Origin of the sequence: Bacillus sp. N13C7, from assembly GCF_026790065.1 — a bacterium.
In the GTDB taxonomy this organism is placed as follows: domain Bacteria; phylum Bacillota; class Bacilli; order Bacillales; family Bacillaceae; genus Bacillus.
Genome location: NZ_JALAMO010000005.1, coordinates 188,698 through 215,275 on the forward strand (window position 1 = coordinate 188,698; position 26,578 = coordinate 215,275).

At 41.3% G+C, this 26,578-nt stretch carries 30 protein-coding genes; 6 read left to right on the forward strand and 24 right to left on the reverse strand.

The window, feature by feature from the left end; genetic code table 11:
* Positions 1–32: 32 nt before the first annotated feature.
* The 6 genes from MOB98_RS05750 (at position 33) to MOB98_RS05775 (ending at position 4,223) form a co-directional block, all read left to right on the forward strand.
* A complete protein-coding gene (locus MOB98_RS05750; RefSeq protein ID WP_167559397.1) occupies positions 33–644 on the forward strand; it encodes a hypothetical protein in 612 nt (203 codons plus the stop codon).
* Positions 645–665: 21 nt separating this feature from the next.
* Positions 666–881: a hypothetical protein gene (locus MOB98_RS05755; RefSeq protein ID WP_167559396.1), complete on the forward strand. Its 216-nt coding sequence runs from the start codon at positions 666–668 to the stop codon at positions 879–881.
* Between the two features lie 166 nt (positions 882–1,047).
* On the forward strand, positions 1,048–1,593 hold the full coding sequence (locus tag MOB98_RS05760; protein WP_268359424.1) for a hypothetical protein: 546 nt from the start codon (positions 1,048–1,050) through the stop codon (positions 1,591–1,593).
* Positions 1,594–1,628: 35 nt separating this feature from the next.
* Positions 1,629–1,817, forward strand: a complete 189-nt coding sequence (locus MOB98_RS05765) for a hypothetical protein (protein ID WP_069837932.1) — start codon at positions 1,629–1,631, stop codon at positions 1,815–1,817.
* A gap of 159 nt (positions 1,818–1,976) precedes the next feature.
* Positions 1,977–3,749: a T7SS effector LXG polymorphic toxin gene (locus MOB98_RS05770; protein ID WP_268359422.1), complete on the forward strand. Its 1,773-nt coding sequence runs from the start codon at positions 1,977–1,979 to the stop codon at positions 3,747–3,749.
* Between the two features lie 12 nt (positions 3,750–3,761).
* Positions 3,762–4,223: an SMI1/KNR4 family protein gene (locus MOB98_RS05775; RefSeq protein ID WP_268359420.1), complete on the forward strand. Its 462-nt coding sequence runs from the start codon at positions 3,762–3,764 to the stop codon at positions 4,221–4,223.
* A 50-nt stretch (positions 4,224–4,273) separates the two neighbouring features.
* Here the strand turns inward: MOB98_RS05775 and MOB98_RS05780 are convergent, their stop codons facing one another.
* From MOB98_RS05780 to MOB98_RS05895, 24 genes are all read right to left on the reverse strand, one after another.
* Positions 4,274–5,251: an N-acetylmuramoyl-L-alanine amidase gene (locus MOB98_RS05780; protein WP_268359418.1), complete on the reverse strand. Its 978-nt coding sequence runs from the start codon at positions 5,249–5,251 to the stop codon at positions 4,274–4,276.
* A 43-nt stretch (positions 5,252–5,294) separates the two neighbouring features.
* Entirely contained in the window at positions 5,295–5,717 is a 423-nt protein-coding gene (locus tag MOB98_RS05785) for a phage holin family protein (protein ID WP_268359415.1), read from the reverse strand.
* 53 nt (positions 5,718–5,770) lie between these two features.
* Positions 5,771–5,944 carry an XkdX family protein gene (locus tag MOB98_RS05790; RefSeq protein ID WP_268359414.1) on the reverse strand — a complete coding sequence of 58 codons (174 nt, stop codon included), beginning with the start codon at positions 5,942–5,944 and terminating at the stop codon, positions 5,771–5,773.
* Positions 5,944–6,315, reverse strand: a complete 372-nt coding sequence (locus MOB98_RS05795) for a hypothetical protein (RefSeq protein ID WP_268359411.1) — start codon at positions 6,313–6,315, stop codon at positions 5,944–5,946. The genes MOB98_RS05790 and MOB98_RS05795 overlap by 1 nt, the downstream gene beginning before the upstream one ends.
* A gap of 12 nt (positions 6,316–6,327) precedes the next feature.
* Positions 6,328–8,115: a BppU family phage baseplate upper protein gene (locus MOB98_RS05800; protein WP_268359410.1), complete on the reverse strand. Its 1,788-nt coding sequence runs from the start codon at positions 8,113–8,115 to the stop codon at positions 6,328–6,330.
* Positions 8,116–8,127: 12 nt separating this feature from the next.
* Positions 8,128–8,301, reverse strand: a complete 174-nt coding sequence (locus MOB98_RS05805) for an XkdX family protein (RefSeq protein ID WP_116777210.1) — start codon at positions 8,299–8,301, stop codon at positions 8,128–8,130.
* On the reverse strand, positions 8,298–8,606 hold the full coding sequence (locus tag MOB98_RS05810; protein ID WP_268359407.1) for a hypothetical protein: 309 nt from the start codon (positions 8,604–8,606) through the stop codon (positions 8,298–8,300). The genes MOB98_RS05805 and MOB98_RS05810 overlap by 4 nt, the downstream gene beginning before the upstream one ends.
* A 15-nt stretch (positions 8,607–8,621) precedes the next feature.
* A complete protein-coding gene (locus tag MOB98_RS05815; RefSeq protein ID WP_268359404.1) occupies positions 8,622–10,520 on the reverse strand; it encodes a teichoic acid biosynthesis protein in 1,899 nt (632 codons plus the stop codon).
* A 51-nt stretch (positions 10,521–10,571) separates the two neighbouring features.
* A complete protein-coding gene (locus tag MOB98_RS05820; RefSeq protein ID WP_068947599.1) occupies positions 10,572–12,275 on the reverse strand; it encodes a phage tail spike protein in 1,704 nt (567 codons plus the stop codon).
* 14 nt (positions 12,276–12,289) lie between these two features.
* Positions 12,290–13,129 carry a phage tail family protein gene (locus tag MOB98_RS05825; protein ID WP_268359403.1) on the reverse strand — a complete coding sequence of 280 codons (840 nt, stop codon included), beginning with the start codon at positions 13,127–13,129 and terminating at the stop codon, positions 12,290–12,292.
* On the reverse strand, positions 13,123–17,610 hold the full coding sequence (locus MOB98_RS05830) for a phage tail tape measure protein (RefSeq protein WP_268359401.1): 4,488 nt from the start codon (positions 17,608–17,610) through the stop codon (positions 13,123–13,125). Before MOB98_RS05830 ends, MOB98_RS05825 begins: the two co-directional genes overlap by 7 nt.
* Before the next feature lie 199 nt (positions 17,611–17,809).
* Entirely contained in the window at positions 17,810–18,187 is a 378-nt protein-coding gene (gpG, locus tag MOB98_RS05835) for a phage tail assembly chaperone G (RefSeq protein WP_063695019.1), read from the reverse strand.
* A gap of 65 nt (positions 18,188–18,252) precedes the next feature.
* Positions 18,253–18,864 (reverse strand): major tail protein, encoded by a 612-nt coding sequence (locus tag MOB98_RS05840; protein ID WP_268359400.1) that lies wholly within the window; start codon positions 18,862–18,864, stop codon positions 18,253–18,255.
* 14 nt (positions 18,865–18,878) lie between these two features.
* Positions 18,879–19,271 carry a tail completion protein gp17 gene (gp17, locus tag MOB98_RS05845; RefSeq protein ID WP_268359398.1) on the reverse strand — a complete coding sequence of 131 codons (393 nt, stop codon included), beginning with the start codon at positions 19,269–19,271 and terminating at the stop codon, positions 18,879–18,881.
* Positions 19,268–19,666, reverse strand: coding sequence for an HK97-gp10 family putative phage morphogenesis protein (locus tag MOB98_RS05850; protein ID WP_032725460.1), 399 nt, complete (start codon positions 19,664–19,666; stop codon positions 19,268–19,270). The genes gp17 and MOB98_RS05850 overlap by 4 nt, the downstream gene beginning before the upstream one ends.
* Complete coding sequence (locus MOB98_RS05855) at positions 19,666–19,980, reverse strand: phage head closure protein (protein WP_041057204.1); 315 nt, start codon at positions 19,978–19,980, stop codon at positions 19,666–19,668. The genes MOB98_RS05850 and MOB98_RS05855 overlap by 1 nt, the downstream gene beginning before the upstream one ends.
* Positions 19,970–20,272, reverse strand: coding sequence for a head-tail connector protein (locus MOB98_RS05860; RefSeq protein WP_268359396.1), 303 nt, complete (start codon positions 20,270–20,272; stop codon positions 19,970–19,972). The genes MOB98_RS05855 and MOB98_RS05860 overlap by 11 nt, the downstream gene beginning before the upstream one ends.
* A gap of 17 nt (positions 20,273–20,289) precedes the next feature.
* Positions 20,290–20,751, reverse strand: coding sequence for a collagen-like protein (locus tag MOB98_RS05865; RefSeq protein WP_268359393.1), 462 nt, complete (start codon positions 20,749–20,751; stop codon positions 20,290–20,292).
* Between the two features lie 22 nt (positions 20,752–20,773).
* Positions 20,774–22,069: a phage major capsid protein gene (locus MOB98_RS05870; protein WP_032725456.1), complete on the reverse strand. Its 1,296-nt coding sequence runs from the start codon at positions 22,067–22,069 to the stop codon at positions 20,774–20,776.
* Between the two features lie 38 nt (positions 22,070–22,107).
* On the reverse strand, positions 22,108–22,734 hold the full coding sequence (locus MOB98_RS05875) for an HK97 family phage prohead protease (RefSeq protein WP_041057326.1): 627 nt from the start codon (positions 22,732–22,734) through the stop codon (positions 22,108–22,110).
* Positions 22,697–23,977: a phage portal protein gene (locus MOB98_RS05880; protein WP_268359391.1), complete on the reverse strand. Its 1,281-nt coding sequence runs from the start codon at positions 23,975–23,977 to the stop codon at positions 22,697–22,699. Before MOB98_RS05880 ends, MOB98_RS05875 begins: the two co-directional genes overlap by 38 nt.
* 4 nt (positions 23,978–23,981) lie before the next feature.
* Positions 23,982–24,152: a hypothetical protein gene (locus MOB98_RS05885; protein ID WP_268359390.1), complete on the reverse strand. Its 171-nt coding sequence runs from the start codon at positions 24,150–24,152 to the stop codon at positions 23,982–23,984.
* Positions 24,153–24,165: 13 nt separating this feature from the next.
* Positions 24,166–25,875, reverse strand: a complete 1,710-nt coding sequence (locus MOB98_RS05890) for a terminase large subunit (protein WP_268359387.1) — start codon at positions 25,873–25,875, stop codon at positions 24,166–24,168.
* The gene (locus MOB98_RS05895) at positions 25,872–26,387 is read right to left on the reverse strand and encodes a phage terminase small subunit P27 family (RefSeq protein ID WP_268359385.1); all 516 of its coding nucleotides are present in this window, start codon (positions 26,385–26,387) and stop codon (positions 25,872–25,874) included. Before MOB98_RS05895 ends, MOB98_RS05890 begins: the two co-directional genes overlap by 4 nt.
* Positions 26,388–26,578: the final 191 nt, after the last annotated feature.

Consider the following 26,578-nt stretch of genomic DNA (forward strand, 5'->3'; position numbering starts at 1 on the left):
AGAAGAATTATTTAATACTAAGGGGCTATACGATGGCTACAGAACAGACTGAAATTTCGGATGAAAGACAGCTAAATTCAGAGGAAAGTCAACAAAATTCAGAACAACACCATATTGAATACCCTAGTTCTGAAACATTACTCAATACAATATCTAGAGAATATGATGCTGAGGCTAATAGAAAACGAGATATTGAAACTAGAGCTGGTGTCCTTATTGCTTTATTAGGAGCATTGATAGGATTTTATGCAACAGCGCTAGATTTTTCTTTCTTCAAGAAAGCACATAGCCCAATTGAAATGCTATGTTTTGCAATCATCGCCCTGTTATATATCTTTCCAGCTATTATGCAATTGATCGCATTTAAGCACTTAATTAATGTGCTTAAAACATACGAATATCAATCGCTCGGATTAAGTGGATTTAACGAGGACGATGGAAGCTTAAATAACAATGCAAGGCTACCCAAAGATGAACTTCAGTATGCTTTAACAGATTCATACTATAACATTGTCAAAAAAAACAGTAATGCCAACGACACGAAAGCAAAGCTTTATAAAAAAGGAATCGAGAAGATATACATTTCAATAATCGGAATTGTATTAGTGTATATGATTAAGCAAGTCATTCTTTTAATGGTTTAACCAAAAGAGAGGAAGGTTTTAATGGGAGATAAAGACAGTTGGAACAAACATACAACAGTTAATAAACAAACACCAGTTGATAAAACAACAGTTAAAAAGGCTAAAGGATTTGGTTCCCGAGGAGTACAGAGTAACGTCAATAAGATTAAAGATGTAAAATTTGAAAGTAGACATATATTATACGAAGCATTACCAGACTACTTCCATAATACTAATATCAAAAGAGATAAAGAATAACCCTCTCTAATTTAGAGAGGGTTTTTCATTAATTCAATAATCTTTCAAGTTTCGCTTTCGTTTTCGGTCCATATTTGTTATCCCTCCTAAGCCCGCTGTATAAAATAGAAAATTACACTCATCTGTTTTAAGATATAAATGTTACCTTTAAAAAATGGAGGATATTATGATTTTATTTATGGGATTTCTCTCTATATTTTCCGCAATCGGAATCGTAATTGGTTTATTTCTTTTATTCTTTAAAAGAACAAGAAAAAAAGGAATATGGATATTGCCATTAAGCTTATTACTCTCCATCTGTGGATTTACTTATATGGCTCAATCTGATGATTCGCCAACTGAGAAAAAATCCATTACCTCAAGCACCTCTCAACAAGATGGACTGGACGATATTTCAACTGAGGAAAAGCAGCAACAAATTAGAAAGGAAGCTGAAGATGCTGATTTCAAAGAAATCAATGTTGATAACCCTCCAGACAAAATCGTTCGTATCAAAGGAAAAGTTTCTGCAATCGAAAATGCCGAAGCTGGAGGAAAATTTATTATTTCATCTAAAGAGAAAAATGGGTATGGTGTTTATAATGTTTTTGCCCTATTCCCTACAAAGTTAAAGGAGAACCAAACCATTATCCTTTATGGATCAGTTCAGAAAGAAAAAGCTGAAAATGGAGGACCACTAATAACTGGGCTTTTTTATGATAAAGCCAAATAAATTCCTACATTATTAACTTCAGGAGTTGATCGCGTATGACTGATTTTGAGCGCAAGTTATATCAAATCTTTGTTAATATGCGTCTATACGGAAAGAATCCGACTCTTCACGAATTGAAAAGAAAGACCGGGAAAGGCGAACAGGAGATACGCGAGGCCATAAAAAGCCTCATCCGACAAGGAACGATTGCTTGGGATAAAGAAAATAAAATATGGGTTATATAAAGTCCCTCTCTAATGAGTCGGGACTTTTTTGTTTTACACAACAGGAATAAAGACACAGATCAAATGAATCATTTTCTTTTAATACAATGACTTTTCAATTATTCTTCTTTTCCTCGTGTTAAAATTTTGATGTTAAATTCCAAAAGAAGGGATATAATCATGAAAGTATTTGAAGCCAAATCACTGCTTTCAGAAGCAGATAGACGCGCAAAGGAATACAAGGAATTAAGAAGTCAGATGGTCAACCTAAAAAAGGCTTTTAAAGCTGTAGCTGATTTAGATGACAGAGAGTTTTCTGGAAAAGGTGCCGACAACATTAAAGCATTTTATCAAGACCACGCAGGTGTAGCTGACAATTGGATTGACTTACTTGATATGAAAATTGCTTTCTTGACGAGCATTTCAGGCACTTTAGAAGACGCCAGCTTATCTGATGCATATATAGAAGAATCCTTCTTAGAACACGAGCTGGCTAACGCCTACACAAAATCAAAATCCATTATGTCTGAACAGAAGAAAGCGATGAAAGATATCTTACATGATATCGACGATATTCTTCCGCTTGATTTGTTCTCGACAGAAACCTTTAAAGACGAACTCGCCGTTGCGGAGAACCAACGCAAAAAAGCAATCAATAAAGTAGACAGCGTAGACGAAGCGCTTGTTTCTGAATATGCCCAGTCAGAGCCAAACGAGCAATTCATCAAGAAGGACTTCCAAAAGCTTGAGGAATCCACAGGAAAAGGCAAAAACGCTACGCCCATTCACTACAACGCCAAGGCGTACCGTGACAGTGACATACATAAGAAAAAAGGCGATATTGAAAAACATACTGAAGCTTATTTGACGATTAAGAAGAAGGAAGAAAAAGAACGAGAGATTGAAAAACTGAAAGAAAGACTGAAGAATTATGATTATGCGGATGCCGATGAATTCTATTCAATGGCCAAAACAATTGGGTATGAAAATCTAACATCAGATCAACAAAGATATTTCACACAGATTGAAAACACACGGGAACTAATGGCTGGAGCCAAAGGTACTGTTACCGCCCTTTATGATATGACAGCTGAAACATTAGACTATATGGCACACAATCACCCTGTCGACATGTTTATTAATTCTGCAGTTGCAGTTTATCACTATGATTCCACGTTTAACTCAATAAAAGATGCAATAATAACCTCTTATGTTAGAGATGTAAAGAATGGAGACGCAGAATCAACGGCTCACTGGATTACATGTGCAGCAGTAAACACCTTTGCTTTAAAAGGTGCTGGTTCAGTTGCTAAAATAGGAGTGAAAACAGCCGGAAAAGCTGCAGTCAAAAAAGTGTCTAAAAAACTGGATGAAACTCCTGATCCATTAACAGTAATTAAACCGTTTGCCATGCGAGAAGATGTTGTTGTAGCAGGTGGCATGCCTTATAATGTCATCAACGATGTGAGCGCAAAAGACAGGCTGCTCCAGCTTGCTAAAAAATTAGATGAAACAAGAAAACCATTTACAGGTAAGGAAATAAATCTCCCTTGGTTAAATAAAGAAAAGTATCGTGCTGTTGAAATAGACGGCAAAGTAAAAGTTAAAGGACAACCTAGAGATGTAAGCCGAAGAGTATACACAATGAAAGACATTGATATTAACAGAGTAGACCCAGATACAGGGAAAACGAATCTTCAGATAATGAAAAAAGGAGATGCTCCTTACGCTAATGATGGAACTAAAGTTAATTTGCATCACCTTATCCAAGAAGAGAGTGGTACAATGCTTGAAATACCTGAAAGCTGGCACAACAAATATAGTAAAGTGCTGCATGGCTTGAAGGGAAATGGACAGAGCTTTAGAAATGATCCAATACTTGAAAAACAGTACAATAATTTTAGAAAGAGATATTGGAAATGGAGAGCTAGACAATTCGAGAATCAAGAGTAAGAGGTGATTTTAATGAACTATTCACAAATTGAGCAATTCATTAAAGAGAATGCAGAAGATGACGATTTTACGGGTGGAATTAGCATTGATAAAATTAATGCTATAGAGGAAAAACTAAACGTTAAGTTACCCAACAGTTATAAATGGTTTCTTGAGAAATATGGATCTGGTGGAGTTTATGGAGTAAATATACTAGGTCATGGTAAAGCTACTGCAAGAGTGGTTACAGTGACTGAAGAATACAGGAAGTACTATGATTTAATTGATGGAATTGTGGTTATCGAATATATAGATGAATTTTCTTATTGCCTTGATACAAACAGAATGGATGATGATGGAGAATGTCCGGTTATCCTTTGGGACAATCAAGAGGGTTACGGTCGAACTGTGGCCCGTAACTTTTTAGAGTTTTTAATGGAGGATCTTGAGGAATCTAAAGAAAACTGGGAAGAAGATGAAGACTGGGACGATTAAGTCAGAAGGATTGCATTTTAGAGCCCCTCAATATATGAGAGGCTCTTTTATTACTTCAATTTTTCTTCAATTTTCGCTTTAGTCTTAGGTCCATAAATGCCGTCAGCAGTCAGGCCACTTACTGACTGGAACCGTTTGACCGCGTTTGCTGTTTTCGGGCCGTACACGCCGTCAATGCCGTTATTCTTTGCCCCTTTATCCGGGTAGAAATAAAGAGCAGCCAGAGCATTTTGAACCTGCCTTACTTTCGTGCCTTTCGTCATCGGACTTGTCACTTTAATAACCCCGGAAGGTAGAGCATATGACGTTTTTTTACTGCTTGGTTTCGTGCTGGGAGTGCTTGATCCTGTGAGCTTTAATACTTGGCCGACCTTGATCAAGTTCGGGTTTTTGATACCGTTCAAGCTTTGCAGGGTTGTCACACTAACCCCGTGCTCTTTTGCAATTGCGGAAAGAGTATCGCCTTTTTCAACTGTGTAAGTGCCCCCAGAAGCTTTAGGCGCAGATGATGACGTTTTAGATGTTGCCTTTCCTCCTAACGCCTTTAATTCTGCCTCAATGGCAGCCTTAACCTCGTCCCATCTTCCCTCTGATAAAATTCGATGCGGACAATATTTACCGTTCCAGTCTTGATGCTTGCGGACACGGTCAACGCCCCATCCTCGTTCTTTAAGCAGCTGCGCCACAAACTTGATTGCCAGCTTTTCTGCTGCCTTGTATTTAGGGCCTCCTGACTTACTGTAGCAGATTTCAACGCCAATAGACTTACGGTTCCCGGTGCCGTTTGTGCCGTCTCCTGTGTGCCATGCGTTACGATTTGTAGGAATGCCCTGCCGCACCTCTTTGTCATCGATTGCAAAATGAAAACTTGTCGAGCTTGTGTTCCCGATCATATAGCTGATCTCGTTAGCAGCTGACGCGTCGTTTGCTGTATTGTGGATAGTAATGTATTCCGCTGTCATTGGGTTCGAACATTTCAAACCGTATTTAGCTTCTGATACAAGATTCTTTTTCACTGTGATTGTCATAAGTATTCTCTCCTTTATTTTTGATATAGAAAAAGCCGCCGGGTTACCCAGCAGCCTGTTCATCCTTTTCATTTGTTTGTTCGTTGTCCTTTTCGATTACGTGAAGTCGGTCAGTGATGGCCGCCGGAATCTTAACGCCGATCTGCGCCAGATTCTCCGTAATAGAAAGGCCCTCATTGGCGATATAAAAAAGAACGGTCCCAAATGTCAGGACGCCGTTCAGATTGAGGATTGTATCTACGATATTTGCCACAATGACCACTAGAAAACTGAGCATTTTTCGGACATATCCAAACCAAGCGCTCCGGCTCCGCAGCTTCTTAAATTTCCATGCCTTGATCACACCCGTTATTACGTCAAGGATGCTGAGAACTAGTAGTAAATCAAGGTACTTCACACCCCCAAACAGGTAAACTCTCGCTAAATCCAACGTCTCAAAGTTAATAAACACGTTCGTTTCCTCCATTTCTTTTAATCACCTCCTTAGAGGCAAAATAAAAACACCTCCACGGGTGTTGGTTAACTTCCTAAATCTATGACAACCGGCTCTGTAGCTGGATAGGTCAGTCCGGTGATTTCTTTATATTGTTCTTCTGTAATTCTATTTAAGATAACAAAACGGGCGACATCAGCGTTTGTGTAATACTGTCTGCCCCATCCATAGATGGTTTTTACATTTGCAAACCAATCCATTACACTTCCCCTCCTTCGGCCAGCATCATTAATAAGTCCGCGATCATTTTCGCCTGAGTCTCAGCCTGATTTTGCGATTCTGCCAGCTGGACCATGATTGCGGCATTCTGAGCTTTTAACACTTCAATAGGGGATTGACCTTCCACGCTATGTGCATGATTCAGAATTTCATCTATTTCTGTTTGTGTAGCACCCTCAATCCACCCCCGTAAGACCGGATCAAATTTCGGTTTAAAAAGGGAAGGAGTGGCCGGAGGTTCAATTTCTGTGCAAAAGCCCGGAATAACATAATTACCGACGTCGTCTTTTTCGTAAACCAGAACCGGCTCAACGAACATAAAATTTTCATCATACTTATAAACCTGTTTCAACTTTCCCCCTCCTTAATCTAACGGGATCGGGTTAACGTCCATATGATAGCCTGTTACCGCGCTATTATCATTGGACATTAAACCGGTCAATTTTAAATCTCCAGTGCCATAAACAATGAGCTTGCAAATCCCTGTTATTCCTGATGTTGATACCAATACAACTGCTCCATTACTTGGCACCACAGAAGAAGGAATTGAACCAATTACAACCTCCCGAGGTGCTGTGATGTGACCTCTTAGTAAAAGCAGTTTCCCCCACTTGGCATATTGAAACGGCCTGTCTCCATTCGCTGCACCATTTTTTAATGTGACATTTTGCCATGTTACCAACTCAAAATCCTCATTCGTAATGAGCCGCTTCCAAGTCTTCCATCCGTCAACATTGGATACTCTCCAAGTAGAACCATCGTTTCCCATCGCTAAAACTTCACCAAAACCATCCTGCCCGATTTGAAGACCGCGGAATGAACTACTAACAGGCGGTTGGTTTATTGTTGTGTAATTCGAGTAAAAAGTTGTTGTTCTCTTCGTTGCCAGTTCCGTAAATAAGTCCTTATCGGCTAATCCAACAAGATGATGTCCCGCATCTGCTGTGAGCTTATGAATTTGGCTCCCATTCCATTTATCTTTTTCGGCTTTTGATAAATGGATATCTGTTCTATTGGCATGCGCATCAACTTTCTTTTGGGCTCCTTCTACAGTTTCTATCTCAATCCAAGGTGTCCAAGTTTCCCAGTCATTTTTACGGATTCGATTGAAGGATTTCAAACCATTCGTGGCATCATACGCAGTTTGAACGAGCGTATTTCCGTAACTCATAACCAGAAGAAAACATTGGGTCAAGCCTGGCCCGTGTAAACCAGCATTGTATATTAGATACATCCCGGTATCAGTTAATTCATTATAATCCGTTGTTTCACTGCTGGCTTTATAAAATACCCTCCCATTATCTTGGGTTAGTTTATAGAGCTGCCCGGCATTCCATTTGTCCTTATCGTTTTTTGTGACATGGCGCTCGTTGTTAAAATTATGTTGTCGAAACTCATAATAATCAGCCTGTTTGACATTATCAACGTTTCCCAAGCCTACTTGATCAGCAGTCACTTTATGCGGGTTTGATGTATTATCTACATGGTTATCAAATTCAGTCTTTGACGCTTGTTTTACGTTTTCGACGTTCCCTAAGCCTACCTGACTTTTTGTAACACCATGAGGGTTGGACTTATTATTTTTATGGGTATCTAAATTAGCCTGAACAGCATCAGCCTTTTTCTGTGCACCGTCTTTCGTTTCAATGTTCTCTAAATCCTCAAATTTTTTTCGCAGCTCTTCAACCGTCTGGATGGTCTCGTTATAAAGCTCGTTGATCTTATTTTTTAAGGACTCAAAATCATCTATATAGTACTCCACGCTCGGCAGAATATCAGTGTCAATAAGTGCTTTCTTAATCTCAAATGAAAACTCATGGATCGACATGGTCTGCTGATTTGTGTAGGAGACATCAAGCTCAGCTTGAACGGTCCCAACGTGTCTGATTTCTTCATCAGATAGAACATACGACAGCCTGCCGTTCAATTTATCAGTGATTTCAATATTTCGAACAAATCGGCTGCCGTCAGACATTAAAAGGACGAGCTTCACCACTGCCGCGGATAACGGAAGGGGAACCCCGTCTTTCATAAGCTGGAATGACAGTTTTGCTGTTCCTTTGTCTTGAGTTGTATATTGGATGTTTGTTTGTACCGGGCTTTTGCGCCGGCCATTGATCGTAAAAGTAAGTGATTCATCTTTGTATGGCATAGTGTCCCTCCTTTACTCTTCTATAGAAGGAGATCCTTTGTCAGCCTGTCGGAGCCCTTTGATCTCATTCATTTCCTCTTCTGTTATCTTGCCTTGATCCACAGCCATAGAAAGAAGCTCCTCCTTGCTGTCCCAATACCCTGATAGATAACACGTCTTGATGGCATTATAAAAAGGGCTGCTCATCCCGCATCACCCCTTACCATCGTTTCAAGTATATCGGCAACAGCTTTCAGCGCCTTTGTCCCATCGCTTTCTTCAGCTGAATCAGCTGTCTCAAGCGACTCAATGTATTCAGCCGATGCGCTTTCTATCCACTCTGTTCCCGTCCATTTGGCCTGCACCAAGTCACCCGGACTGATCTCGGTTGCATTTTCCGGAACAACATGCTTTACGTTTCCGTCATCATCTTCGATGTATTGAATTTCAACCGGGCAATCATAAATATAGTTTTCATCATATTGATAAGCCCACATTTGTTTATATTCCATATGAGACACCCCTTTTTAATCCAGCTTGATGATTTCATCAATATAGGTGTATGTTGCATTCGATGCGCTTTTTGCAAACAGCCCGAGTGCAGAGATATTTCCATTTGATCGAAAAACAATCTTTCTATCTCCTGTTGTACCGGCTACAGGGCAGCTTTTATAGGTATTCTTTTTAGGCCGGGCGCTGGCAGGCAATGTCGCAAAATCAACGCCGTCTTTCTGCGGAATGGTAACTCGGCCCCTTACAAAAAGAAATCCTCCCTGTACTGCAAATTGTAGACGATAGTTGCTGTCAGGATTCTTTGCACCATTCTTTAAAGGCAGGTCTGCCCAAGGCAGCTTTCCACTTGCTGAAATCTCTGACCAATCGCCTACATTACCCGTATTTGTAACAACTCGGGTTAAAATTTTAATTGGCCGGGCTGTTGCGTTTCTGGTTAACGTTTGAATGACTGATCCGGCGCGATCGGCCGGCGCAATGTTTAACCACCATCCGGCGTTACCGCTGTCCGGATGATCCGAAAGGGTCTTTGTTTCTGTCGTCAGCATATAGTAAAAACCGGGCTGCCTGAATTCTTTTAAAGACTTTAAGCCGTCCGGGAGCCGCTTTGAATAGCCATTATTTTGAGTAAGTTTATACCCTTGATATCCTTGGGCTAAATCAATACCAAATTTGGCTGCATTCTCTTTAGAATGGTAGGCGTAAACCTTGGCAAGTCTTTTTCCGACGGCTCCCGTAGCCACACCTGCGAATAGCGATTTCTTCCCTGTCTTCGGGTCCTTATATAAAAAGATTGACTCAGGCTCTCGGAAACCATCTTCGTATTTGCCATCTGGCCCATAGCCAAAATTACAGGAGATACGCTTTTTCAAGCTTCCATCCTTAAAGCTAAATTGAGTGATTTCACATGGATATGTTTTGTTGTTTGTATCTCCGGTGTACCAGTACAAATCATAGCCATCTATTGTGAAACCTTGGAGATAAAACAAGTCACTCGGAATGATTACCTTCCCCAGCACTTTATTTACGCCGTTTTTTACATCACTTAATTTCCTGAGCTCTACCAAACTATTATCGTCTTGTAATCTGATTCGGAATGCAATAAAGCCATTTTCTCTATCAATCACAGGAATCGTATAATAATCGTTGAATTTGTTATAGCGTTTAATGCCTCCACTGCCGCCGTTCAATGTGACCCCTGCCGTATAAGGAAAACGCACAAGATCGTTGCCAACAGTGTTTCCGTTTGAATCGACAACATTATAGTTGGACCAGATATACACTTTCCCGTTTTCCCGTTCCAATCCAATTGTGGTGCCGTGACCACCGTGAATGAGCGTCATGCTGTCCAGCATCACCCCGTTTTGATTCATCCGGGTAATGGTGAAACTTTCACTTTTATCTTTATTACCGCTGGCAACCTGTGTGGCGTAGATGTCACCTGTCAATTCATCAATGACAAAACACTGAAGCACCGTTTTATCTGCTAAATTCAAGTTTGTATGATAAACCGGCGTAACGGTTGTAAAGTCAAAAGACAATTCCTTCTGAATCATTGAATCCAAGTTTTCGAGATCAGTTTCGTTTGCGACAAGGTGATCACGTAAAGATGGATAGACTTTCCCTCTTTTGTCTACACGAGCATCCAAGGTTTCTTTTATATTGGTCCCATCTGCTTCTAAAATAATGTTTCGCAGTCGAGCTTTCGCTATTTCAATTTCCTCATAAACTGTCAGCCCGCCGCCATGAGCGACTTGAGAAGACGTATGAGCAGTGACAGCCGATTTATGATTGGCAATGGAATTGGATAGTCCATTTAATCCATTTTCAATGCTTTCCAGGTCATCCCGCTGCTGCGCAAGATATAGTGAATCTTTTGTAGAATCATAATCTTTTATTAATCTGATCACCATGAGATCACTCTCCTTTCAAGAACAACACAAAAAGCACCCTGGTAAGAGTGCTCATATCATCATTCTTAGTTTTTGCATATATCGCTTTTGATCTTTCAATCTCTTCTCTTGCTCCATCCGTATGTCTTGAATATCTTTTCGGAAATTAGCAAAAGTCAGTGTCGGTTTTGCGTAAGGATTTAATGGTTTATATTGAATGGCCAAAAGACGGACATCATCTTCGTACGTTACGCCATATGATGTGTCAGCCAAAATATGCAGTGTGTCACCCTTCCAGAAATCCTCTTGTATCTTTAAAAGCTTCGGCTCGTAGATGTATTCATAATCCACTTCTATTTCTGTCTGTGGATATGGGTTTACATACTTTTTCAAAGCCGCCAACATACTGGATGCTTTTTTATATTTTTCATCCCTCAATGGTTCTGCCCATCTCGGCATGCCATCAATGAGGAATTTATCTTCATCAGGATGCTTGTACAAAACTGGCTCAAAAACATATTCCGTTTTTTTGCTGTCTGTGCTGCTGTTTTCTTTAATGGCACCAAATCCCCTCGCCCTTGTGGAGCACCCTTGAGTAGAGGTTTTGATTGTGATACCAGGCATATTATATCGAGTATCAAGTGTATGATTTATTCGTTTGCCCATTTTCTTATACACGTAGACTTTATAATTATCGACATCTAATTCTAAGCCATAGTCTTCCACAATTTCATCCATCAGATCATTTCCGAATCTGTCACCGAAATTCTCTTGTTCAACGCTAGAGAACTCACTTTCTTTGTCCATAAAGATGTACCTTAATTTTGTGCCTTTAAAAACAAAATCAAGCATCTTCCTGACGGTAAACGTCCCGCTGATCGTATCTTCTACATAGTGGTTGTTTAGTGTCACAACATAAACGTGGCTTGCTGTTACTTTTTTAGAAAGTGTTCCTTCCTGGTTAATTGCAATATCTGTGATGAAATACTTTTGATGATTGAATTTTTTCTCATCAAGATAAAGAATATTGTCATTCACAAGCAAGTCGTATTCTGTGCCATTATCTGCTGTCCTTGTGATCGTAAATTCAATGTCCTTTTTCCCTGTCGTATCGTCTAATAAGTCCGGGTCTGCTCCGATGACTTCAATAGCTTGTGAATCGTCCTGACTCGCCACATGCAGCTTTGGAAAATATACATCTTTAGGAAGGCTCTGATTTAGCGTAATATCTTTTCCGTCATACTCTTTGCTCGGCAGGTCTACGATCGGATCAGGATTACTAGGTTCATCCGGATTGTCGGGCAGCCCCTCAGTTGTATCGTATTTGGTTAATTTATACGTGAAAATAATGCTATTGAGCTTTGTTGCATAATTTGGATCAGTTGCATATCCAGCTTTTACGAGGGCAGCTGTGGCTTTTTGATAATCCGTCTCTCCGACAACGGCCCTGTAATGATTTTTATCCCAGCTTACGCCATTGAGATACAGGTTAGCTAAATCATCAATTGACTCTTTCCAAGAGGGATATTTTCTAAACTTTGCCGGAACCTGAACATTTTCACCGTTGATGACTTCCCATGTCATCATAGTGACATATTGTCCCTTGTATTCGCCTTTCATTCCGAATAGGTTGTGTCCTTTTGTTGCAAGTTCACTTGTTCCCCATGCACTCTCAAGACAGCCCTGGGCAATGATTAACGAAGCAAGAATTTGATGGTTTTTATAAACTCTTTGAGCGTCGGCGGCTATTTGTTTAATGAAATCTTCTTTAGCCAAAAAACCACCACCTCTCACAAATAATAAAGCCGAGTATCGAATTGGATGGTGAAGTCACTTGTGTTCTGAACTTCAAACTCATTCCATCCTATTTCAAGACTCGGCAGCCGGCCAGATGTTTTAATCGGCGTGTTATTAATGATTGTATATTGTTTGAGAAAAGAAACCTGCTGACTTTTCTTTAGTTCCTGTTCAATCGTAAGCTTTTCGTCATTAGTATGATTGATCAATATTACATTTTTACCTGCAGCATTTAACAGGACATTGTAATCATGATCCAGTGGATTTATCTGCACATCACCGGGATTAAACACATAGAAACGTTTCTGATTCTTAAAAGAATAGTTCAATTGATCATTAGGCGGGATGTTCATTCCAAAAGTCCGCTTTGCTCTAGTGAAATACTGCTTATCTTTTGTTGTAAAAGTTGATTCCGCGATCCCTGTAATATTAGTGAACTCAACAGAGAAATCGTTATAGGTTTTCTCCTTCTCTTTTTGGATGCTGAAATTCCCGTCACAAGTGACAAGGAAACGACGATTCGGCCAAAGATCAGAAGAAATGTAATAAGGAAACGGCTTAACCAATAGGGCATATAGCTGATGCCGGTACATATAAAAATTTTCATGCTTGAGCGCATTCAAATAAAACTCAACATTTATTTTTCTTTCCCCGTAAGTCACATCGCGTGGATGCTGCGGTAAAATCAAACCGTGCCGCCGAGGGATCGTAATTGTTTCCCGATTAATATTCGGAGCTTCCGGCACAAAGCTTAATACTTCAAATTGAGGGAGTAAGCTGTCAAGGCTTTGCTCCCCTAATCCGTTATTGAAATCAATAAACAGTTTTACCATGCAGGCTTACCCCCGTTTCTATAACGTTTTTTGTTATATCGGTCCGCACTGGTTTGATCCAGTCTAGTCCCGTCTATATACGTGTGATTGTCTTTCAAAACAAGCTGCTGCAAAAGCTGAATGTTTTGCTGTAGAGCATCAATTTGCTGGCTCATCATGCTGATTTGCTTCTCTTGATTCTCCACCACACGGCTCATGTCCACATTCACATTGGTTTGCGGCTCTGCCTCAGCTTTACCCATTGAAGCTTTTTGAAGCAGTACAAGGGCCTTTGAAATCATCCCTTGTTGAAGTGACGGAAGAACACCAAGCTCACGTCCTACACGCGCCCATAAACCGATGTTGCGTTCCCGATACGTCGGGTCTGTTGTAATTGTGGTTTCATCAAAGCCCCGTTCGTTTAGAATTGCCCATTTAGAGCCGCCCCGCCCTGGTGAAGTCCCTCCTTTTGCATATCCCACATACGGGCCGCCGCGAGCCATTGACTTCAATCCAGGGTGATTGGATATATCCCCGTAGCGACCTTTAATGTAATTGATTGCAGCCAGTATATTATCAACTGGATTAAGAATGTTATTGTGTCCAGGAAACGCATTAGATGAAAATGTACTCGGGATAGTCTGCATCAGCCCACGAGAAGGATGACCGGCTCTTGCATTTGAGTCAGTAAGGTTAATGGCATTGGGATTTCCGCCAGACTCTTTCATTGCAATGGTGATCAAGCCAGGAACCCATGAGAATGGTACACCAGCAATGCCCACAGCTTCCGCTACCCATTTTTGAACCTGGGCAGACCCTGTCGCTCCCTTATAGGCATCTGCTGTGAAAAGCCCGGCATCCGGAAGAATGCTTTTTAAAAACTGACCAGCCCCATTTTTTAATGTTTGGAGGATTCCAGTTCCTAATGAGTCTACACCTTTGCCTGACTTAAAAGGGATAAAGCCCTTAAACAAGTTCTTAATCATTTTCTCGGGGCCATTCAAGATCATTTCCATAGCACCCGATGCAACATCTTTCGCTTTATTGACAACACCCTTCCCTGCTGAAATGGCTCCTTTTACAAGCTTCTTGGAGCCATTAAGGGCGTCTTTGAAGAAGCTCCCGACACCGCCTGCATAACCAGGAAGACCGGTTGCCATTACTTCTTTTGACTGACTATGTGGAAGAACCGATGTACCACGCGGTAAATCCCAAACCTGCGGGCCGCCCATTCCAACCACATACGTTCCGATGCCTGGTGTATGAGCAAGCTCAAATCCTTCTTCACCGACTAACGCCCTTCCGCCTGGGTGAAAGTCTGTCCCTTTTGCATAGGCCCTGCCTGGCGCTACTTGCATTTCAGAGTTTCCGCTGTATCCTTTAGGCTTCCAATCAGGAATGGTAGGAATGTGCATGAACTCAAGAACAGTGTTGATCCCGCCGGTAATTTTATTAACAACTCCTGCTAGATCAACGAGAAAAGTATCCCATTTCCCTAGCACTTCCCCTGTCTCCCAATCTACTTCTTCTAAATGCCCAGCAGCCTGCAGTTTCGCTTCACTGACCACGCCTTTATGAGTTTTTTCAGCCTGTTTCACAACCTGATCTTTTTGGCTCTTCGCAGAGCTAACTGTATCATCATGCTGTTTTTTAGTGATAGAACCCTTGACGTAATACTCTAGATCAGCGTTTTTCACCACTTCTTTATATTGCTTTTCAGCATTCTTGACCACATTGTCTTTTGCTTTTTTGCTGTTTTTAACTGTGGCCGCTGCTTCTTTTGCAGAAAGTTGAGTTTTGTTGTCTTTTAGTTTTCCAGCGATAATTGTCTGCTCCTCTTTACTTTTAGTAAGAGCAGATTCAACATGCCTATTCATTTTCTTTATAATCTGTTCTATTTCCTTACGTTCGCCATCTGTAATATCTCGGTGATCTTTAGCAGCATTTTCCCAAATCTTTTTGATGCGCTTGGTATACCCGGATATTTCTTTATGCTTGTCCTTATTGTTGTCTTTGATATTCTGTAATGTTTCTGTCTTCTCTTTCTCTGACATTTCTTTATTAGAAGCATAAAAATCACTTAACACTTTCAAAGATTTATCAGTGCTCTTTTGATAGCCATCAAGGATGGTTTGGCCCATCTTTTCATACTCACTGGACATGTTATCAGCGATTTTTTTCGTAATCTTTTTGTTGGTTAAATAGTAATAATTCAGCTTGGCACCGACTTTGGTGTTCATATCTTCATAAGCATTAATCGCTTTTGAAGTAGATTCAGACACCTTATCGCCAAAGTCGATAGTCGCCGGCAGCACCCTTTTTTTCAAGTTATCATAATACTTAAATCCCGCATCAGCTAGAAGGGTGACACCAGTAACAGCTATTCCGATCGGTCCCCCAAGTAAACTAAGTCCACCGCGCAAAAGACCAACAATCCCGGCACCTTTTTTTAGAATGTTAAATAGACCAAACCCACTTTTCGCAAGCTGCATAAAACCGCCAGCGCCTTTTACTGCATTCACTCCAGCTTTGATGATCCCTGAACCGAACTTGAGCAGTTCAGGAGCAAAAGAAAGGATTAATCCGGCGATCGTTCCAACTGGTCCGCCAAACAAGCTCAGGCCAAGACCAGCCACACGTGAAGCGCCGCTAAGACCACTCATCGCTCTTGCGCTTCTGGTTGTCGTTTGTTCAAGCCGGCCTACCCTGGTTGTGGCAAGTGCAGAGGTTTGATGGAATCGATCCATCCTTGTGGATGCTGCTGCCGCTGCTGTTGAAGTGACAGTCATCCCCGCTGCCGCTGTTCTTGAAGCTGTGCCGGCCGCAATCGCCTCAGCAGAATAAACGGTTAAACTCGTAGAAGCACGGTTCACATTTCCAGTTAAATACGCACCAGCTGTGCGAAGCATATTCCACCCTGCAGCCATTTTAGGAATAGAACCTAATGTGAGCAGGAACGCACCGCCCAAGAGCGAGAATACAGTGACCGCTGCACCTGTAATGGCAATTGTGCTCGCCACTGAAGAAGGCAAGGAATCAAACCATGTCACAGCACTTGTTATGACGTCTGTTGTAGCACGTATCACTGGGATAAATTGATTTCCAAGTGTAATAACAGCATTATTTGTGGCCGACTTTAGGTATTCAAATGAACCGGCTAAGTTATCCATTTGCTTATCAGCGATTTTCTCAGCTGTGCCGCCGCTGTTTTCCAACTCTTTTGTGAAGTCTTGGAGTTTATCCTTTCCAGCGTGCATTAAGGTAATAAATCCTGATAGAGCATGCTGTCCGGCAAGCTGTTTGGCAATCCTGATTTGTTCTGTCTCCGTATAGTCTTTGGTTTTCTCGTTTATTTGCCCTATGATGTCTGCTAACGGACGCATTTTCCCAGTTGAATCCGTCACTTTAAGCCCGAGCTCTTCGATTGCCGATGCTGCTGGCTTTGGAGGCGCAGCCAAACGAGTTAATGTTGATCGCAAAGCTGTTCCGGCCATATCAGCTTTAATCCCGCTGTTCGCCATGATCCCGGTTGCGGCGGCCAATTCTTCCATGCTCACGCCCGCGGTTTTTGCTGCCGGAGCCGCATATTTCATAGTTTGCCCAATTTCTTCAAGCCTAGCGTTCGAATTGGTAAACGTATAAGCCATAACGTCAGCAACGTGGTTAGTGTCCTCTGCTTTTATATGAAACTCTGTTAAGATGTCTGAGACAATATCAGCAGTAACACCTAAATCGGTTTGTCCAGCTGCTGCAGTTGCCAATAAACCAGGCATTGCACCGATGATTTGATTGGTTTTATAGCCAGCCATGGCTAAATACTGCATCCCTTCGGCTACTTGCCCATCTGTGTATTGTGTTACGGCCCCAAGATGACGGGCAGTTTCAGTAAGCGCGGCCATTTGGTCATCTGTTGCATTTGCTAACGCTGCAACCCGGCTCATTTCCTTTTCAAAGCTGGCTGCAGCCTTAACAGTTGCCCCAATGCCAAGGGCTCCAACCGCCCCTATAGCTGTCAGCGCCTTCCCTGTTTCAGTCGCTGAATTATAGACAGCCTTTAATTCTTTTGATACTTCTTGTGAATCCTTTTTAAAGACAGAGAAAACACTTGCAGCCCGGCTAGTGTTTCCTGACAAGGTATCATATTCTTTGCTGACTTGCTGCAGTTCTCTTCCTAAATTTTGATGAACAGCTATTGCATCATTTAACCGCCGAGCTTGGATTTGTGTCTCGCGGTTGTCCTTTCCTTTTTGACGGGCCAATTCATCATATCTCTGACGGTGTTCTTGAACTAAACGGCCTTGAATCTTATATTTATTGTTTAGCCCTTCCATTTGCGACTGAAGGAGCTTCGTTTGGTCACCGGTATTTTTATAAATACTGCCGGCCGCCTTCATTTCTGAGTTTGCCAGGCGCATTTGCCTTTTTAGGCCTTCAATACCTCGATTAAAACCTGTATCATCAAGACCTACTTTGACAACCATGTTTCCTATTGGTTGAGCCATATGTAAACACCCCGCTTTCCTGGCATAAACTCAATAAAAAAAGACAGGTGAGTACCTGTCTAAAAGATTTGATCAATTGTTACCGTCTTAATTTTTGGTTTATTCTTTTCAGCCAAAACCTCTAAGTAATGGTAAATGTCCATGTTATCTATTTCAGTCATTGTCCACCCTTGTTCTAGCAGAGTAGAATAAATTTCATTTATTTGCTGGATTCCTCTTTCGTAGGTGTACTCTTCTCCGTCTTCTCCTGCAAAAAATCTTGGTCAAAGGCCTCTATTTCCTTATAACCTGCTATCTCTGAGAGAATGCGGCTGACTTCTTTACCGACTTCAAAAGACTCAAGTCCTTCGAACAATTCTTCATATGAGAATTGATTTTGGAAAATACTTACGATGAACTGCATTTGTTTTTCAAGTGTCTTAATGCTTTTTTCAAGATCATCTGCCGTTTTTTCAGCCTCTGCATTAAGCCTTAACGCTTCTATAAGTGCTTTCGTGTTTGTCCGCGGTGCAATGAATGTTTTAAACTTTTTTTCGTCTTCAAACCACAGTTTTATTGAAATATGTTTTTGAGCCATGATGACTCCTCCTTTTAGTTAAATGGATTTTGTCTGAACAAAGAGAAGCTTTTCAGCTTCCCCTTTTATTTCCCAAGATCAGCACTTACATTTCCTTCTGAGCCTTGTTCATTTTGATAGGCATCACCAAAAACTGCCTTATAAAAATGATCTAGATTGAATTTTTCTCCATCTTCGTCCGCAACAATCTTGAACACATCGTCCTGCTCTCTATCTACAAATTCCGCTGAAAGTTTGATTGTTTGGAAATCCGTTTTATCTTGTTTTGTTTTCCATTCATCACCCGGCAAAGAGAATCTTCCTTTTACCAAGCCCACATGACGTGACTTACCGTTTGCTTTAGGCCCTTGAAACGTCATCGCAACCCATGGAGGAATGATATTTTTCTTAAACAAGTACAATCCGTTTTCATCTTGTTCAATTCCAAGTAATTTAGAGAGAATCTCCATTGGCAGGTCTCGCATTTCAATGTCCAATTTAGTTGAACCGGTTGAAACTGCAAGATCGACAAGTTTGTCATCCGCATATTGTTTTTCTGTGGATGTTTCTGTTTCAACTTTCATATTGATTGCAAATTCATAGTCAAGAATTTCCGTGGTAACAAAAAATTTACCCACCTTTTTTAAAGGTGCGAATTTTACATTCTTCAAACCTGTAACCGAACTGTATTCAGGCATCTTAAAACCTCCAATTATAGTAAAATGTTCGCCTCGAACCGATATCCTTTTCGAATAAGACGTTCTTTTTGTAAAAATTCATTGATGGGGACAGTTGTCTGAAAGTCCATGCCGCTCATTACGTCCACAATAGGTGCCACAATAGGATCACATGAGCTATTGTGGTACACATCAATCTGATAAGCAGCGCTGTCTTGTATGGGCTTCCCATCGGCCCATTTAGTTGTTCTATAGTCCAATTCTTGGACCACAATATAAGGCGGATTACTTTCTACTCCTTCCGGTACAGCCAGCTCATAAATATTTGCAGGCTCTATCAACGCTAAAAGCGCCGGATTGGTTTCCAGCGCTTCAAATACCTTGTCCTTTAATTGCATTGATCTTTCGATGAGGTTTAAAAGACTCATAGCTTATACCCCGCCTTTATGACCTTTTCCATAGCATCAAGCATCTTATCATTTGCCTGAATCATACTGTTTCGAATAAAAGGATTTGCTGCCTGATGAATGGTCCCAAACTCCGGCAAGTGAACACGGAATTTAGTGTCCTTTGTTGGGCCGACAACCGCATATATTTCTCCGTCTTCATCTCGCTTTATCCTATTTCCAACAATAATGTCCTCGTCTATGTGAGGGTGCCTCCCCCCGATAGCTGACCGCGGAGCATTATCGTTAATTACTTCCGCCAATACAGCACCGCCTGCTTTAACAGTTGCTTTATGGATTTTTTCGTCCTTGCGGGCTAAGTCCGCGAATGTAGATTCCAGTTCTTTAAAACCCTTCAATTCCAGCTCAAAATTCATCAGCTCACCACATTTGCTTTAATTGTAATGAAGTGCCGACGCGAATAGTTAGGCAAGATCGACTCTATTTCATAAGCTTTTTCACGAAAGATGATTCGCATATGCTCGTCTATGTCTTCGCGATGTCTAATTGTAAATTCCACTGTCTTTTCCTTCTGGATCGCAGCTGCAGCATAATACTCTCGGCCTTTTAAACCTTCAGCTTTAGCCCAGCATTCAATTACCGTTTGCCAGCTGTCCTTTCCATCCACAGGAAGGCGGCCAGTAGGCTTCTTTTTCTGAAATTGAATCCGGTATCTCATATCATTCAGCATTAGGAGCAGCCTCCGGCAAAGTATATTTTAGCTGATTGACCATGGTAGTCAGCACGCCGTCCAAGTTAGAAGTTGTACCGGCAATTTCTCTATTTTCATACCAGTGAGCAACGAATGCATTCACACACATTGCCGCCCTGGCTGATTTATTCGGGAATGTAAGACCGGTAGCCGAAGCAATGTATTCTTTTGCGGATGCAATAAAGTCTAAAATCAAATCATCCTCCAGGTCACCATCAACCCGGAGGAACTTTTTTGCCTTTTCTAATTCAACTTTCTCTTCTTCTGTCACTCGACATCACCTGTCTTTCATTCAGCAGAAGTTAAAGGTTTCAGCTCATCAATTTGTTTTTGAAGCCCATCTAATACGTTTTTCACTTCACTATTTAAGTGGTCCATCATAACGCTGCCCGTTCCAATGTTAATGCTACGGACTGATTTTTCCTGCAGCATTTCATGCGAGATGGATTGTTCACCGATAACAGCAGGATCACCCTTGTCACCCTTTGGACCTTGGGGACCTGGCTCACCTTGTGGTCCAGCATCTCCTTTTGGACCTTGAGGACCAGTATCTCCTTTGTCTCCCTTTGGTCCCTGCGGACCGGTATCCCCTTTAGGACCTTGAGGCCCGGGTTCGCCTTGAAGGCCTTTTACATAGAGAGGATTTTGTTCGCTGTTGTCCGCGATAGAGACATCTGTAATTGGTTCCCCTGATCCATTGTCTCTTGCTGATGTTTTTGCTCCGTTACTTTCATTTAAAAAATCTGCCATGTTAAATCAATCCTTTCGTTTTTTATTTACCTAAGTCCGCAGATTCAGTCGACGGTGTTTCCACTTGTGCCTCTTCTCCAACAACAAGGTCAGTAACGATGACGGCAGCTTCTGGATCGACAACTTTCCCGTCGAAACGCTCAATACCTCGGAAATATGTTTGGTCAGTGAGGAATGCGTCTCCGCCCACGTCAGTTGATTTAATTTCAAATTTTTCACGGTCAAACATGAAATAAGCACGTTCAAAATCACCGAAAAGAATATGAGTCTTTTGTGTCTTGTCGTCAGTTACAATTTCGTCATAAACCTCAACCGGTCGTCCGAACAAAAGGAAGCTGTCTTCGTCTCTAGGATCTTGAGCTAAGATTCCTCTGCCGTTTTTATCTTCAATGTTTGCCAGGGTTTCAAACGCTTCAGTATTCATAACCCACTTTGCATTTTTACGATATCCGCGTTTAATCTGGTTTTTAACCTTACGTAGAAATTTAATCGTAATTACAGAAGGCGCTTTAAGGGTTTTATATTTTTCACTAGTGATAATCCCCTCAACATTTGTTTCGCCGCCTTTTCCATAAAAGACTTCATCATTTTCTGTCACTACAGCAGATTCAGAGAGCCAGTCCACGATCTCACGAACAAAGTTTACAAATGAATCATTTAATAGCTCGCTAGAAACAGGCATAAATCCGGCGAACTTTTTGACGTTGTACCAGATTTGTTCGAATTCCATGTTTTTCAGTTCTTTAATTTGTTCTTTCTCGGCTGTATTATAGAGTTTTCCAGCCACACCTTTTCGGACTGTATAACTCCCTGATGGGGCAGTTTTTGGCACAACGCGAACCAGATTCCGAACAGAGTTTAATTCCTTGATGGATTTTAAAATCTCTTTTGAAATATCGTCCGGAACAGTATATCCACCGTCTTTATCACTTCCAGCAGACAAAGAGCGATTTTCTTTTAGAACACGCTGCATCATGCTTCTTTCTTCTTCGCCAAGGTCATGGCTACGTCCGGTCAGCACTTTAAACCAAGCATCCCGGTACTCTTTTGTAGCTGTTAAAATATCGCGCTGTTCGGGTTCTTCATCGGGCTTTCGTTCGAATTCTGGTACAAAGTTTCGTTCTTCACCCAATGCCGGCAGTTCCAAGCCACGCTCTTCTGACATAAGCTCGATTTGTTTTTGTAGCGCCTTGGCTTCATCAAGCATGCTGCGGGCTTCTTCCGACTTCCCTTCATTTAAAAGATTGGATGCCTCTTGTTTTTTCTGTGTGAATTTTTGTCTCAATTCACGTTCTTTTTTCGTCATAGCAACTGTCATTCGTATTTCCTCCTTGAATTTGGACATAAAAAATAGACCTAAATTGTCAGGTCTAAAAGTTCAAGCTCCATTTTTAATTTTTCCATTGGGGCAGCACGCATTTCTTTTAACTGCTCCACTTTAGCCAAGCTTCGTTCACTAACAACGGCCTCCGTATCGCTATATGCAGGTGTTGTGACCAGAGATATATCAAAGATTCTATCTATAGCATTGATTCGCCGTTCATAAACTCCTTCTTCATCATTATGCTGCCACTCATCCGGCTCTCCATTTCTGTAATCCAAAGAAAAAGCAAAAGAACACTGATTAACGACTCCGCTTCTAACATTCACCATTAAATCCTTCGCATACGACGTGTCTGTAGGGATAAAACGGAATTTGAGACCTATTGCATCTGTTTCTAGTTCAAGCCTCCCAACGTCCTCAGAAACGGTATTTCTCGCTAAGGGATAATCCTGACGATGATTAAAAAGCGCGACTACGTTAGAAAGGTCTGTAGAATCCAGGGCGTTCCGGCTGATGATTTCTTTAAACCATCCTCCCAACGGCTCGGACCATTTTTCGAATTTCAAAGCGTACCCCTCAATAAAATGCCTTTTCTCTTCGCCTTCACCGGCAGAGCGTAACTCAATTTTCGTTGTCAGATGACGTACTTCCTTGTTCACTTTTGTTTTCACCCCCTTTAACTGATTTTACTTTACTCATTTGATATTGCTCAAGCGTATCTAAGAACGTGTAATTGAGAGAAACAAGATGACGGTCTCCATTTTCTATGGCATTTCTCTCTTCTAATGCTCGGATTTCATTAATATTCAAACCGCTGATGCGTTCCATAATTTCGTAATACTCAGCCCTTGATTTTGCATCACCGCGTAATTCGCTATTAACATTAAATTTGGTATAGTACCCTTTTTTAATATCGTCATCGGTAAACAGCTTAGTAATGAACTCTTGTTCAAACGATACTAACCACGGCTGAAGTGTATTTTTTACATATTCAATAGACTGGTGTTCGATATTGCTAAACGTCGCCCGATCGAGCTCATTGATCTTATGCAAAGGAACTTTAAAAATAGAGGCAATTTGAGCCTTATTAAATTTCATTGATTCTACAAACTGTGCCTCTTGCAAAGGCATTGAAATTGATTGATAATCAAGCCCGGCATCAATAATGGCAATATTTCTCCCAGCATTTACCCTGTCCCATTCTCTCCTTGCTCGGTCCTTTGCGCCTTCCTCTAACAAGGTAGGCACTTTCAGAATGCCCCTGGGAGTAGCATCATTCTTATACAACTTCGCGTTAAATTTTGTAGCAGCTGATTGAGCTCCGACTTGCTCTCTTATAACGCCTATTGGACTTTTACCGTTAATCCCGTCCTCAGTCATACCTTTGAAATGCAAAACCTCGTCAGCATACAATTCCACTCTTTTTGAATTAATGATGGTTTCATACCACAAAATTCCTGTATTCGGGTCCACATAGGGATGAGTATTGGCCGGATTTAACGGCAGCAAATCAGTAATAAAACCATTTTTATCAGGCTTTAAATACGAATATCCATTGCCCCAAGTACAAACATGGGTCATCATGAGCTTCTTCCAAGTGAAAGCAGTCATGTATTGATTCGGTTTTAGATAAAGTAATGAAGCAATAGGATGATGCATCCCGCTTTCGATATTTCCATTAACCTTCTGGAATGTATGAATCGAAAGTTTAGCAATATCATCGGATAAGACATTCACACAGGAAAACACATCAGGATGAACCAGTGCAGTAGCTTCGCTTACACGCTCACCGCTTGCTGTTTTGGACCCGCCAAACATATCAACTATCCACTCTGGTGGATCAGCAAGGTTCCAGGGGTCAGATTCGTTTGATCTTTTTGAAAACAATCCTTCTAAAAACAATTAATCACCCCCTTTTCTTGCTTAAAAGCGCAGCATAAAACATAAAAAAGACACCCGTCAGAATAAGACCGGTGTTTGCGTTTAAACGATATGCGGCAGTCAGAACAAAAGCAGCTCCAATGATAAATAGAAAATCATTCAAAAAGAGTAGAAAGCTCTTCAATATTTTCTTCACTCTTACACCACCTTTAGAAAGAGAAAGAAGCTGACTGAATATAAGCATTTAAATCAACTTCATTATTAATCTGAGAAGCGCGCACATACGCATTAATTAAAGCTGCTGCCGGATCAATACGCTGAGTTGATTTGGATTTATCAAGCATGATATTCTCCTGGGCGTCCACTTTTGTTACCGCATTACCCATCGCCCATGTTAACAAATCATTTTTAGGATGAATGATCTTTTTCGCCTTCACTTTAGCTCTAAAATCTTTTGTTGGTTCGGACAACGTCGCTACGCCCTGCCGTATTTCAACCATTGTGTATCCATCCGCTTCCATTTGCTGAGCAAACTGTGTGGCGTTGTATGGATCATAACCTATTTCCTTGATTCGCCAGCCGTTTTCTCTCTCCATTTTTTTAATGTAGGCTCTGATATAGTCATAGTCAACAACTGCACCGTCTGTTGTCGTTAACCATCCCCTTTTCTTCCACAAGTCATATGGAACGTTATCAGTCTTCATTCGTTCATGAAATGTATCCTCTGGCATAAAGCCGTGACTTTCTACAGCAAAACTGCCGTCATCTAACGGAAAGATAAAAGAGGCTGCCGTCAAATCAATCGTTTTTGATAAGTCGATGCCGACATAGCACTCTCGGTTTTTCAAGTCTGGAAGTTGATCAGATCCGCAGTCTGTCCATGCCTGCATATCCATATAGCCATTCTCCCGCATGTTAACCCAGATATTCATATTCTTTGTCATGAAATTTCGCATTTTCTCCGGGACGGCAAGCGCGACCTCCAACTCTCCTCGTAAATAATTCAAACCGTGTTCATTGGCCGCAACAATCGGATTTGCTTTAATCCAATTCTTTTCGTCTTTGACGTCGTCACCTTTATCAAGCTCATTGATCATTACAAAATACTGTTCATTTTGTTCCACCTTATTCGGGTCCAATATGCGGGATACATAATCATATTCAACACGATAAGCAGGGTTGTTCAATTCAAATCCGGCTGTAGTAATAATCAGCATCAATGGCTGAGCACGGGCAGCCATACCGGAAGCCAGGACGTCATAAATCTCTGAGGTTTTATGCGCGTGGTATTCGTCGATAATGCCGCATTGCGGGTTAAAACCATCCCCTGTTTTCCCAGCATCCTTGGAAAGCGCCTCGATTTTAGATTGAGTTTTTGGATGCTCGATTTTTCCATATGCAATTCGATATTTTTTCTCCGGCTTGTTCAAAAGGTCAGCTTGCATAATCTGCGCCTTAATTTCATTCCAGCAGATTTTTGCTTGTTCCGTTTTTGTGGCACCAATGTAAACCTCGGACATATATTCATCGTTTGCCATTGCCTCATAAGAACCGACACAAGCCAGACTCTGCGTTTTGGTGTTTTTACGACCTACCTGCCAATAGACTTTTTTAAATCGGCGATAGCCGGTATCCTTATGCACCCAGCCGTACACATTGCCAAAGATGAATATTTGAATAGGCTCAGGTACAATATTTTCACCCTGCAAAGGGCCTTTTGTATGTTTAAACTGGGTCATCCAGTATAGAAATCGGCGGGCTTTTTCATCATCAAACACATAAGGAAACTCCCTTGTGCCTTCCCGACTCACATCATTTAAAAAACGCTCGCAGGCCCATATGTGTTTTTCACACGCCACAATCTCACCCGATATCACATCGCGCGAGTAATCAATGAGAAATTGTTTGATTGTCTTCATACGTTTTTAAACTCCTTCTCCGCAGCCGTCTTTTCCCGCTCTTCCTGGGTACGGGTGATAGCAAGTTTTGCCCGAGCAGACGGTGTAAGGCCAAAGTCATTCGCTGCTGATTTCATTTGATCAAAATAATTCTTTTGCCGCTTTAACAAAGGATGCTCTTCACCAACAAGCTTTATTGGGTTGCCGTCTTTGTCTTTTCCTTCTGTATGGACCATGATCCCGTCTTCTTCAATGATTTTAGAAATTGATACATACTGCGAATATGCATTACAATAGGCAGCCAACATGCTGATGTCCGCTTCCGTGATGATTTCAACTTCTGTTAATAGAGCAGCAACCCGTTTGAATTCTTTTTTCCCGACCTTATCCAACCACGATGGCGGTTTTATATTATCGGATCGCATTTTCATTTTCTTCTCGTGCTCAGCCCGGGCGGCCAGCTCTTCCGTATTCTTTTTATTTGGGTTGCCCTGTATCAATTGAAGCGTCGCGGATTTTGCAGGTCTCGGCATGTTCTCACCTCATTTCACATCAAAAAGTTGCATTTTTTGCTTGTTTTTTTCACCAATCGTGATACGATGGAATTAACAACAAAACCAGTCGTACCAAGCCCTCTCGGCAATTTCGCCGGGAGGGTATTTTGTTTTTCCGGAACTTTGAAAAGCGGTGTTTGTTTGCAGAAGAGGGGGCGCCGTTCTCCAAG